Consider the following 12,618-nt stretch of genomic DNA (forward strand, 5'->3'; position numbering starts at 1 on the left):
TAGATGAAGAAAAAGGAGTGTTAAACCAAAGAACTTGTGTAGTGAGTGAAAACTTTAAGACGAATAATCCTTGTATGGCTCAAAGAATATAGAAGAAATTCGTATTCAAGACAGATAATAATAGATTAAAGGATTTTTACAAGAGGCACAACCCATAAAGGTTGCTAACCTCTTGAAAAACCCTTTAAAACTCTTATTCTATGCCGTAACTACTAGAATTTATTTTTAATTCTTATAATCCTTTCAGCCTCTTGAAATTTCATAAAAGCTAAAGCTATATACCGTAACTATTAGAATTTATTACATCTTTTTCTTTTTTAGCCTCGTTCCAAAAATTTATTAAAAACTCACAAAGCTCATCCGCCACTACTAGAATTTATTTTTAATTTTTGCAGTTTTTTAACTTATAAAATTTTAATAATTTCATTGATAATCTCTTATCATTGCAAAGTATTGATGAAAGATTGAAGCTTTTATTGTCATTGCGAGCAAATATGAAATATTTGCGTGGCAATCTATTAAATCGCCTTTATGGTTTATCTTTTTTAGATTGCCACACTTTGTTTTGTTTATAGTGAAACTTTGTCATTGCGAGCGTAGCGAAGAATCTATAAAAATTCTTTCTAATAAGAAGATATTTCGCTTCGCTCAATATGACAAAGAAAAGCTAAACTCTAATAGAATATTAATATAACAAACAATTATTATTGCAAAAACCTTTAAGTTCGTAGTAATTTAAAAAATAACCAAAAACTTACAAAACCCATTAGGTTTGCCATATACTAAAACCATTCAATAAAATATTTGTAATAAAAACCCTCACTATTAATTTTTAATGCTTTAAGCTTTATTTTTATTGTCTTTATAGGAGATGTAAAAAGGAGCTAGTATGGAATTAATAATTTTATTTATAATTTCTTTAATAGTTCTTGTTCTAGTCTCAAAGAAAAACTAGAACTAACACTTTAGAAAAACAATAAGATTCTAGTTAATACCTGCTTAACTTAGACTTAAAGCACTTTAAAAAATTCTTCTAAAGGCAAAGAGCGAAGCTCCCCGCAAGCATAGCGTAGTGGGACGGGGGCTTCGGTAGGTGCAGGGAGTGGAACTCCCGCTCGCGCAAGGAGGAATTTACAACCCCAGCGAAGTTAAAACAAAGAACAAAGCTCTCACGAAATAGCACAGAGCCTTCAGGGGTTTGGAAAGGACACTTGTGTCCTTCCTTGCGTAATGAGGAATTTACAACCCCAGCGAAGTTAAAATAAGTAGGTTAGAATCTTTTCTTTTTGCCTTTTATTTACTTTCTTTTATTTTCCCATCCTCTGCTTTATTGTGCTTGTAATAGCAAAAGGAAGAATAATATGAGTTTGTTTATAGTAAGATTTAGAAATCATGTTTTTAGCAATAGAAGAAAGATTGTGTATGAATTATTTTAAAAGAATACTTAGTGCATTAAAGGCATCTAAAAATTCTTGTTTAAAATGTATCATAATCGCAGGAACAATCACAATAAGCACGGCAAATGCCACAACAATCTTTACAGGAAAGCCTATCGCTAAAAGGTTAAATTGTGGATGTGCTTTCATAATCATTCCAAAAATAATATCAGAGAGCAAAATAAGTGCAATGATAGGAAAGGACATTGTAAGCCCTATCACAAAAAGCTGTGCAAATGCAGTAAAGATATATTGGATATAATCATGCGAGAACATAAAGCTTCCCAAAGGAACGCTTTTAATACTCATAGCTACAAAATCAAAAAAAAGATGGTGGTAATCTAAGGCTAACATCAATAAAAGTGCAAGAAGTGTTAGGATTTGTCCTATAATTGGCTTTTGTGCACCCGTTACTGGATCATAGGCATTGGCAATGGTTAATCCCATTGCAAAAGAGATAAGCTCCCCACCAAAAGAAACCATACCAAAGACAATTTGCAATGCCATAGATGCTAAAAAACCAAGCATAATTTCCCCAAGCCCTGCGACAATAAATCCTAAAATACTCATATTGCTAGGCGGAATAATTTCTACAAGGGGAATAAAAAGAATAGTGAGAAAAAAGATAAAAACGCCTTTAAATTGTGCGGTAATGAGCTGGTTTTCAAAAAAAGGAAAAAAAGCAATTATTCCTGCAAAGCGTAAAAGTAAAAGTAGAAAATTAGCAACATTGCCTTCGGTTAAATATGCTAGAAGCTCCATAAAGCAACTCTTTTAAAGCTGGTGTAGTTTAGCATCTTCTAAGCGGTAGGCTTTATCAGCTTTTTGGGCTAGATTTAAATCATGCGTTACAAAAATAAGCAAAGAATTATTGGCTTTTACATAAGAAAAAAGCGCTTCTGCTACGCTAAGTGCATTTTCCTTATCTAAATTTCCAGTAGGTTCGTCTGCGAAAATAATTTTGGGTTTTTTGGTTAAAATCCTAGCGATAGATAATCTTTGCTGTTGTCCGCCACTAAGAGAACTTGTGTTTTTGTTAAGCACATTTTTAATCCCAAAATGTTCCAAAAGCTCATGATTAATTGTTTCTTCTCCTAAGATAGAAGCGACTTCTAAGTTTTCATAAGCACTAAAGCCTAAAAAAAGATAATGGGATTGAAAGATGATGCCTATTTGTTTGCGTCTTAGTTCTAAAAGCTGTTTTTGTGGGAGTGAATAGGGATTTGTGCCAAAAAGCGTTACTTCTCCACTTTGTGGTTTTAAAAAAGAGGAGAGAATATGTAAAAGTGTGCTTTTCCCACTTCCGCTAACCCCCATAATGGAGATAATTTGCTTCTCTTCCCCTATCAAATCTACTTTATTTAAGATAGGAACATCATAGCTAAAACAAAGCTCCTTAGCATAAAGTAGAGGCATAATATACCTAAATTAGCCTAGTTGTGCGGCTACTTCATCAGCAAAGTTGCATTCTTGTTTTTCAATTCCTTCACCAAGCTCAAAGCGAACATACTCAACAATTTCAATGTTATCATTAAGCTCTTTGCCTTTTTCAGCTAGAACTTGTGCGATAGTTTTTTTATCATCCATTACAAAGAATTGTCCTAAAAGTGTAAGGCGTTGGTCTAAAAGTGTAGAATCTGCTTTAAATCTTTCCATTTGTCCTGGAAGAATTTTATCCCAAATTGCTTCTGGTTTGCCTTGTGCTTTAAGTTCTGCTTTTAGTGCTTCTTCTTGCTTTGCTAAAATTTCATCATTAAGCTCTAGTTGGCTAATAAAAGCAGGGATTTTATGAAGAGGCTTGCCAAGTCTTTTTAACTCTTCATTTTCTTTTTCTAACTCTGCAATGATTGCTGTTTTTTCACTTTTTACAAAGTCCATATCAAAAGAATGGTAAGAGATTACTTGTGGCTTCATAGCAGCTGCGTGCATACAAAGATTTTTTGTAAAATCTGCTAGTTTTGTAGCATTCTCACTATTTTGGCATTTAAGTGCGATAATAACGCCCACACGCCCATTAGAATGCACATAAGCATTAACAATTCCGCTACCTTCAGCATTTACCTTTGCCATTCTTCTTACTACGATATTTTCACCAATTTTTGCAATTTGTGTTTTTAGATATTCTTCAAACTTTGCACCTTCAAAATCTAGAGTATGCAATTCTTCTGTTGTAGAAATATTGGAATCTTGAATGATTTGGATTGTTTTTGAGCTTAACTCTTTAAAACCATCATTTTTAGCAACAAAGTCTGTTTCAGAATTGATTTCTACCATACTTGCTTTTTTGAAATCACTAGAAACTTTGATATTAATAGCACCCTCAGCAGCTACTCTATCAGCTTTTTTAGCAGCCTTGCTTAGGCCTTTTTCTCTTAGGTATTCTACTGCTTTTTCAATATCGCCATTTGTTTCAACTAAAGCTTTTTTACAGTCCATCATTCCTGCATCTGTCATATCTCTTAGTTGTTTTACAAGTTGTGCGCTAATTTCTGCCATTCCTTACTCCTTGTCTGCTTCAATTTCTTTTGCAAAGTCAGCTTCGCTCATAGCTTCATCAATAACCTCTTGCTTTTCTTCTTCACTAGCTGGAGCTACTTCTTCGCTATTAGCTGGAATTTCCCCACCTGCGATTGCTCTACCTTCTGTAATTGCTTCAGCAATTTCTTTGCAGAAAAGTTGGATAGAGCGGATAGCATCGTCATTTCCTGGAATTGGGTAATCTACCATATCAGGATCGCAGTTTGTATCTAAAGGTGCAACAACAGGAATTCCAAGTCTTCTAGCCTCTGCTACTGCGATTTTTTCTTTTGCAGCATCAATTACAAAAATCATATCTGGAGCTTTTTTAAGATGTCTTACACCACCAAGATATTGTGTTAATTTCTCTTTTTTTCTTTGAATCATTAACTTTTCTTTTTTAGTTAATAAATCAATTTGTCCGCTTGTTTCCATTTCTTCAATGATTTCAAGCTTTCTAATAGATTTTTTAATAGTTGAGAAGTTTGTTAGCATACCACCAAGCCATCTATAATTTACATATGGAGCATTGATGCTATCTGCATATTGCTTTAGTGTTTCGCTTGCTTGCTTTTTTGTTCCTACAAACATAATAGTCTTGCCTTCAGCTGCTGCATCACGCACAATATTGTAAGTGTAGCGGAAATATCGCAAAGTCTTTTGCAAGTCAATAATGTGGATATTTTTTCTTACACCAAAAATATATTTTTTCATTTTTGGGTTCCAGCGTCTTGTTTGGTGTCCAAAATGCACACCACATTCTAAAAGGTCTTTCATAGTTACCATAGTTTTCTCCTAAATGTTTTGGTTTTCCCTCCACGCTCATAAACGAATAAATCGCAACCTAACTAGGATTAGCGTGTGTGAGTTTTTTAAAGTTTAAAAACCTGTGATTTTACTAAAATTTTTTTTAAATTTAGCTTACTTTAAACTAAGATTTAGCAAAAGGATTTAATTTTACTTAAAATTTATGGATTATAGCTTTACTCTTTAAAATTAAGCGTTATAATTCCCTAAAATTTTAAAGAGGAGAAAATTCAAAAATGAAAACACAGCAAGAAGAAATAAGTTTTATTTTTTCTGTAATGGTAGAGCTTTTAGAAGAAGTTGCACCTAAAACAAAAGAACTTTTTTTGTCTTTAGGAAAGAAAAATTCGTTTTTATCTATTTTAGAAGAAGATTTATTGCAAAGGCTAGATTCACAAGAGATTGCAAATCTTATTCGGAGTTTTACGCTTTATCATTTGCTTTTAAATATTGTAGATGAACGCTATCGTATCGCACACAATCCAAGCAAAAACTTGCAAAAAACTCTTGATGAGTTGAGGGGGGATTATGATTTAGAAGATGTTTTGGGCGTTTTAAAAAAGATTAAATTTTATCCAGTTTTCACAGCACACCCTACAGAATCTTTAAGAAGAACTTTTTTAGAAAGCTATCATGACATGTATAATGATTTGCATTTGTGGTTACAATATGGTGATGAAGAGGCTAAAGAGCATTTAAAGTATCGTTTGCATCTTTTGTGGCATAGCCATATTGTAAGAAGTGAGAAAATTGAAGTTTTGTTTGAACATGATAATCTTTTATATTTTATGGAAAGTTCCATTTTGCAAAGTGGTGCAAAGGTTTTAAAAGAAGTGCAAAATGCTTTGGGTTATCCACTTAAAAAATCTCCCATTAGGCTTGGGAGTTGGATAGGTGGCGATAGAGATGGAAATCCTTATGTGAATAATGAAGTAATGATAGAAGTGATGAAAAGACAACACCAAACTATCATTAAACACTATATACAATGTATTGACAAACTTAGCCGTGAGTTATCTATCGCACAAGAATATATCACACCAAGTGCAGAGTTTTTAGAGAGCTTGCAAAAAGAAAAAGAACATTTAGATGATATGGCAAAGAAGCTCTTTTTGCAAGAGCCTTTTAGAGCAAAGCTTACTTGTATGCGTCAAAAACTCCAAAATAGAATTTTAATGCTTAATCTACCTAGCGTGTGTGTGGAGGAAAATGCTCCTTATATGTATGATAGCCCTAAAGAGTTTATTAAAGATATAGATTTGATGATAAATTCTTTGGATACTACAAGTGCAAAATATTTATTGGAGCTTAGAAATCTTGCACTTTTGGCAGGATTTCATTTAATGCAGTTAGATTTTAGGCAACATCGCGATGTATTTTGGCGGTCGTTAGCAGAAATTTTTGTGGTTTTAGGTTATGTGGAGGGAGATTTGTTATTGCTTTCAAGCAAAGAGCAAAGAGAGATATTAAACAAAGCCTTAAGCGAACCATTAATAGATGTTAATCAACTCTATGGAAAGATTAGCAAGGAAGCCCAGGAGACTTTATGGGCGTTTTTAAGCTTTAAATGGGCTAAAGATAGAATAGGGGATAATATTATTGATTCTTGTATTATTTCTATGTGTCAGAGCACAAATGATCTTTTGTGTGTGCTTTGGTTTGCTAAGCAATCACGCCTTTGGGTGGAAGGTAAGAAGACACGCATTAGCATTTCTCCTTTGTTTGAAACGATTAATGATTTAGAAAATGCACCTATTATTTTAAGAGAGCTTTGTGAAAATCCGCATTATTCTAGCTATTTGCAATCACGCAAAAACTATCAAGAAATTATGATAGGCTATTCAGATTCTAGTAAAGATGGTGGGATTTTTACGAGTAATTATTCTCTAAAAGTTGCTATTTCTAATTTGATGAGCCTAGAAGAAGAATTGAAAATTAAATTTAGACTTTTTCATGGCAGAGGTGGAAGCGTTAGCCGTGGAGGTGGGGCATTAGAAGATGCACTTTTATCTTCCCCAGATGGTAGCGTGGCAGGATTTTTAAAGACAACCGAGCAAGGAGAAGTGATTAGCGAAAAATATCTTAATCCCAAAAAGGCAGAATTTAGCTTTGAGAGTGCATTATCTACCTTGCTTAAAAAGAGTGTGTATGAAAAATATGGCACACATACAAATACTTGCAATTTAGATTTTAAAGAAGCTTTAAAATATGTGAGTGAAGAGTCCTTTAAGGCTTATAGGGGATTAGTGTATGAGACAGAGGGATTTATAGAGTATTTTAAAAGTGCAACACCTATTGAATTTATCCAGCAGTTAAATATCGGTTCTCGCCCTTCAAAGCGAAAAGATACGCAAAAAGTAGAAGATTTGCGTGCCATTCCATGGGTTTTTTCATGGATGCAAAATAGGGCGATTATTCCTGCTTGGTATGGACTTGGAAGCGGACTTGAGCGTGCAAGTGCAATTTTAGAAAATAAAGAGATATTTAAATCTTGCTATCAAGAGGATTTGTTTTTTAAAACCACGATTGATAATATCTCACAAGCCTTTTTAAAGGTGGATTTGGAGATTGCTAAATGCTATAATGCATTTGTTAAGACAGAGCATTTAAAAGAAAAAATTTGGAAGATGATAGAAGAGGAATACTACCTTACTTTAAAATGGCTACTTTTTATTCGTCAAGAAGAAACGCTTTTAGCAAGTGAGAAACTTATCCAAGAATCTATTCTTTTAAGGCAGCCTTTTTTGCGTTCTTTAAATTATTTGCAATTAAAGCTTATGGAGCAGTATAAAAATGCGAGCTATGAAGAACAAAAAGAACGCATTGCTAAGCAAATAGTAGCGACTATTGTAGGGATTGCACAAGGAGTTAGAAATACAGGTTGATTTAAATAGCCACATCTTTAAAAGATATGGCTACCAATAAAACAAACATAAGAAATTATTTAAAGAGAAAGTGAATAATTTTGAGGTTTAACCTCAAGTGCAAATTATACCTTTTAAACCTTAAAATAAATTATGATTAATATTAATTGGATAATATTTTGTCTTTTTGTAACAAAATATTTTTGCCAATCCACCAAAAGAATAATCCTAATATTGCAACAAATGAAAGCAGTAAATAAGCATATAAATATCCAAAATCTTGTGCTACAAATCCTGCTAAAGTGCTACTTAAAGCTCCGCCAATCCCTCCTAAAATTAATACAAAAGAAATACCAAAATTAATATGTCCGCTCCCTTGCAAGATCCTTGTTACTATAATAGGCACAATTACTCCATTAATCCCTGCTCCCATACCGTCTAAAATTTGCACGATTACCATTGCAAGATTATGGGTGAAATAACCAGCAATGCAACCTCTAAAGATTAATACAACAAAGCAAAAAGCAAAAAGATAGAAGTAGATTTTAAAATCATGTTTTTCATCAAGTTTTTTGGCACACCAATAAGAAACCAAAACCATAGTGCTTTGTGCAATAATAATAGTAAGCGCTGCATAAGCCCCGCTTGTATCAATTCCTAGAGTATGTGCTCTTTGGCTTAGAAGAGGGAGCATATAGGCATTGCTTAAATGGAAACAAAACATTGCAAAACAAAGGAGTAAAATTTGTTTATGGAATAAAACCTCATAAAACTTTAATGGCCTATGATTTTTTGGCTCTCCTCTTGCTATTTTGTGATTAATAGCACTCTCTTTAATAAAGTGCAAACATAAAAGTGAAGTAAGTGCTACAAAAAGGGTAACGATAAAACTAGCACCCACCCCATAAATGGAACAAAAGATTAAACAAAGCACAGAACCAAAGATAGTTCCTGCATGTTTATAAGCTTCATTAAGGCTGATTTGGTAAGCAAATTTGAATTTTCCCACTAAGCCCAAAGTAAGAGCATTAAAGGCAGGCGCTAAGAAGGTGGCACTAAGTGCAATCAAAGTTTGTGCAAAAAGAGTGATGTAAAATGTTGGATAAAAATAATTTATTATAAGTGCAAAAATGATTAAAATAATGCTTAAAAAAATAAATTGTTTTTTCTTTTTTGTAGAATCTACTAATATTCCCAAAGGCATACCAAAAACTAAAGCACATAAAGTAGCTATTGTAGCAATAAAACCTATCTGCCCTTCTTTAAAATTATGTTCTTTTAAAAATACACCAAGATAAGGACCAAGCCCATCTCTAACATCAGCAATAAAAAAATTAAGCCATAAGAGTGCTTGTGTAGAATTCATAAAAGTCCTTTATTATAATAAAGTATCGCTATAATTATTCTTTTTAATAAAACCAAACAAAAGCCTTATATGTTGCAAAAAGTTTAGGCTTTATTGGATTTCCTAAAATGATAGATTAGGAATTTGCTTGTTGAAATTTGGGAATTTTTGGGTTAATTGTTGAGGAATTATACCATATTAAGTGAAGTAAAAGCAAAGCTTTTAGCAATGCTTTTATGGGTTGATTTTAGCTAATTTTAGCTTTTATTTCTTCATTTTCTGCATAGAAGCTAACTTTGCTATCTTCTTTAACTTTACCCTCTAAAATCAGCTCTGCAAGCCTATCTTCTATTTCTTCATATAATGCTCTCTTTAATGGTCTAGCTCCATAGATAGGATCAAATCCAACTTTTGCAATGAGTTCTTTTGCACTTTGTTCTAGCTCTAAAGTTATGCCTCTTTCATTTACTTTCTTTTGGATATTTTTAAAGAGAATATCCACAATATGTGTGATTTGCTCTAATCCAAGAGGGTTAAAGATAATAATATCATCTAATCGGTTTAAAAACTCTGGTTTGAAGTATCCCTTTAATGCTTCACGCACCGACTTTTCTCTTTCTTCTTCGTTATTAATTTCTAAAATCTTATCACTTGCAATATTGCTTGTTAGGATAATAATAGTATTTCTAAAATCAATAGTTACCCCTTTATTATCTGTTAGTCTTCCATCATCAAGCACTTGAAGAAGCATATTAAACACATCTGGATGGGCTTTTTCTATCTCATCAAATAGCACTACACTATAAGGTTTTCTTCTTACTGCTTCTGTGAGTTGTCCGCCCTCTTCATAGCCTACATATCCTGGAGGTGCTCCTACAAGGCGGGATGCAGCGTGTTTTTCCATATATTCGCTCATATCTATTCTTATTAGATTTTTCTCACTATCAAAGAGAAATCTAGCGAGAGTTTTAGCAGATTCGGTTTTTCCAACTCCTGTAGGTCCTAAGAAAAGGAAGCTTCCAATGGGTCTATTTAGCTCACTTAGTCCTGCTTTATTGCGTTTTATAGCTCTTGCTATGGCTTTTAGTGCTTTATCTTGTCCGATGACATCTTTTTTTAACTCATCTTCAATGCCTAAAATTCTATCTTTTTCATCTTGTAGCATTTTCTTTATAGGGATTTGCGTCCATCTGCTAACAACTGAAGCGATAGATTCTGGTGTTACTGCATTTCTTAGGAGTGTGCCATTTTCTTGCATTTTTTCCCATTTTTCATTTTGGCTTACTAGCTCTTTTTCAAGCTCTGGAATCTTGCCATAGTCAATTTCTGCAGCTTTATTAAAATCGCTATTTCTTTTTGCTAGTTCGCTTTGAGTTTTTAGAGAATCTATTTCACCTTTGATTTTTGCTATTGCATTAAAAACTTGTTTTTCGTTTTCAAATTGTGCTAGAAGTGCATTTTTATTCTCTTCTTTGTTGCTTAGTTCTTTGCCTATTTCATCAAGTCTAGCTTTGTTTTTTTCACTTTTTTCCATTAGCAAAGCTTCTTTTTCTACTTGCAGACTTTCAATCTCTCTTTTAACGCGTGAGAGTTCACTTGGTTCAGATTCTATTTGCATTTTTAGCTCGGCCGCTGCTTCATCAATTAAGTCAATAGCTTTATCAGGCAGGAATCTATCAGTAATATAACGGTTGCTTAGTTTTGCTGCTGCAACTAGTGCGCCATCGTGTATGCTTACATTGTGGTGGGCTTCAAGCCTTTCTTTTATGCCTCGTAAAATTTGCAAAGCTTCATTTACGCTTGGTTCATTTAGATTTACAGGCTGGAATCTCCTTTGCAATGCTGCATCTTTTTCAAAGTATTTTCTATATTCTTTTAGGGTTGTAGCTCCTATTGTGTGAAGCTCACCTCTAGCAAGGGCTGGTTTTAGGATATTTGCTGCGTCCATACTGCCTTCGCTTGCTCCTGCACCTACAATGGTATGGATTTCATCAATAAATAAAATGATATTTCCACTTTTTTTAACCTCATCAATTACTTTTTTTAACCTATCTTCAAATTCTCCCCTATACTTTGCACCTGCAATTAATGCACTCATATCAAGTGCTACTACTTTTTTGTTTTGTAAGGAGAGTGGCACTTCTTTTTTGACAATTCTTTGTGCTAAGCCCTCTACTACAGCGGTTTTTCCAACTCCTGGTTCGCCTAGTAAGATTGGATTGTTTTTTGTCTTTCTAATTAAAATTTGCATCATATGCGTAATTTCTTCATCTCTACCAATTACGGGATCTAGCTTACCTTCTATTGCCTTTTGCGTTAAATCAATACCAAATTTATCTAAAGATTCTAGATTTTCATCTGCACTTTTGCTATCAATTTTTACTCCTCCACGCATAGATTCTATTGTCTTTTTTAGCTCGTTTAAATCTAAAAATTTAGCAAAAAGACTTTTTATGGGTTCTTCGCCTAAATTTGCCAAAATAAAGCAATCAATAGCAATATAGCTATCTCCCATCTTTGTGGCCAAGCCTTCAGCCTTGCTTAAAGACTCGCTTAGCTCTCTACTTATTTTTAGATTTTCTTTACTTACTTGTGAGCTTTGCGGAAGCGATTTTGCAATACTTTGTGCTTCAAGTTCTAAAGCGTTTTTGTCTTGGTTTAGGCGGTTTAATGCTTGGTTTAAAAGTGAGTTTGTATTTGTTAGCATCGCCCAAAATAAATGAATGGTTTGGATTTCTTGGTTTTTATTATGCAATGCTAAAGAAGCTCCTTGCTCTAAGCTCTCTTGCATTTGGTTGGTTAATTTTTCTAATAGATTCATAAAACCTCCTTGTGAAAATTAATTTGACAGTATTATATAACTTTAGTCAAGTATTGTCAAGTTTTATAATGATAAAATACTAAATGTTTATGAGTGCAAATTAATTTAATGCAAATTCTACAGCTTTTTTTATATGTATTTGAGTGGTATCAAAAAGCTTCATTTTGCAATCTTGTTGGTTTAGAAGAAGCCCTATTTCTGTGCAACCTAAAATCACTCCATCAATTTCTTTATATGTTTGAATGATTTTTAAATATTGTTGTTTAGAGGTTTCTAGGACTTTTCCTAGACAAAGTTCTTTAAAAATTATATTATTAAGAATTTCTATTTCTTGGGGATTTGGTAATACAACTTGCACTCCAAAGTTTTGTAAAATATCTTTATAAAAGCTTTCATTTAAAGTAAATTTTGTTCCTAAAAGCAAGGGTTTTGTGATTTTTTCTTTTTGAAGTTCTTCGCCTAAAGCCTCTGCGATATGGATAAAAGGTATGTGGATTTTTTGTGTGATAAGAGGTAGGACTTTGTGCATGGTGTTGGTTGCAAGAAGTAAAAAATCTGCCCCCATTTTTTCTAATTTTAAACCCGCTTCCATTATGATTTTAGCACTCTCTTCCCATCTATTTTCTCTTTGTAGTTTTGCAATTTCTTCAAAAATTAAGCTAATAAGTGCAATTTTGGCTGAGTTTAGTCCGCCCAACTTTTCTCTTATGAAATGGTTAATGCCTTGATAATAGCTTAATGTGCTTTCAAAGCTCATTCCGCCGATGATTCCTATGGTTTTCATAAAATTTCCCTTTAGAATAATTGATTAATGGGGTAAATTATACT

The 12,618-nt window shown here is 33.2% G+C and carries 8 protein-coding genes; 1 reads left to right on the forward strand and 7 read right to left on the reverse strand.

What is annotated here, in order from left to right:
• Positions 1 to 1,427: 1,427 nt before the first annotated feature.
• Genes fliR through rpsB form a run of 4 tightly spaced genes read right to left on the reverse strand, consistent with a single transcriptional unit; the run spans position 1,428 to position 4,739 of the window.
• Positions 1,428 to 2,198: a flagellar biosynthetic protein FliR gene (gene fliR, locus B6S12_RS08050; RefSeq protein WP_111230286.1), complete on the reverse strand. Its 771-nt coding sequence runs from the start codon at positions 2,196 to 2,198 to the stop codon at positions 1,428 to 1,430.
• A gap of 12 nt (positions 2,199 to 2,210) precedes the next feature.
• Positions 2,211 to 2,852 carry an ABC transporter ATP-binding protein gene (locus B6S12_RS08055; RefSeq protein WP_111230287.1) on the reverse strand — a complete coding sequence of 214 codons (642 nt, stop codon included), beginning with the start codon at positions 2,850 to 2,852 and terminating at the stop codon, positions 2,211 to 2,213.
• A 12-nt stretch (positions 2,853 to 2,864) separates the two neighbouring features.
• The gene (gene tsf, locus B6S12_RS08060; protein WP_111230288.1) at positions 2,865 to 3,932 is read right to left on the reverse strand and encodes a translation elongation factor Ts; all 1,068 of its coding nucleotides are present in this window, start codon (positions 3,930 to 3,932) and stop codon (positions 2,865 to 2,867) included.
• 3 nt (positions 3,933 to 3,935) lie between these two features.
• The gene (gene rpsB, locus B6S12_RS08065; protein WP_111230289.1) at positions 3,936 to 4,739 is read right to left on the reverse strand and encodes a 30S ribosomal protein S2; all 804 of its coding nucleotides are present in this window, start codon (positions 4,737 to 4,739) and stop codon (positions 3,936 to 3,938) included.
• Between the two features lie 257 nt (positions 4,740 to 4,996).
• Between rpsB and B6S12_RS08070 the strand changes: the two genes are divergently transcribed.
• Positions 4,997 to 7,645, forward strand: a complete 2,649-nt coding sequence (locus B6S12_RS08070) for a phosphoenolpyruvate carboxylase (RefSeq protein WP_111230290.1) — start codon at positions 4,997 to 4,999, stop codon at positions 7,643 to 7,645.
• 142 nt (positions 7,646 to 7,787) lie between these two features.
• Here B6S12_RS08070 and B6S12_RS08075 read toward each other — a convergent pair whose 3' ends face one another.
• The 3 genes from B6S12_RS08075 to B6S12_RS08085 form a co-directional block, all read right to left on the reverse strand.
• Positions 7,788 to 8,990, reverse strand: coding sequence for an MFS transporter (locus B6S12_RS08075; RefSeq protein ID WP_111230291.1), 1,203 nt, complete (start codon positions 8,988 to 8,990; stop codon positions 7,788 to 7,790).
• A 226-nt stretch (positions 8,991 to 9,216) separates the two neighbouring features.
• Positions 9,217 to 11,790 carry an ATP-dependent Clp protease ATP-binding subunit gene (locus tag B6S12_RS08080; protein ID WP_111230292.1) on the reverse strand — a complete coding sequence of 858 codons (2,574 nt, stop codon included), beginning with the start codon at positions 11,788 to 11,790 and terminating at the stop codon, positions 9,217 to 9,219.
• A gap of 100 nt (positions 11,791 to 11,890) precedes the next feature.
• Entirely contained in the window at positions 11,891 to 12,574 is a 684-nt protein-coding gene (locus tag B6S12_RS08085) for an aspartate/glutamate racemase family protein (RefSeq protein WP_111230293.1), read from the reverse strand.
• Positions 12,575 to 12,618: the final 44 nt, after the last annotated feature.

The sequence above is a fragment of the Helicobacter valdiviensis genome, assembly GCF_003245365.1.
In the GTDB taxonomy this organism is placed as follows: Bacteria; Campylobacterota; Campylobacteria; order Campylobacterales; family Helicobacteraceae; genus Helicobacter_D; species Helicobacter_D valdiviensis.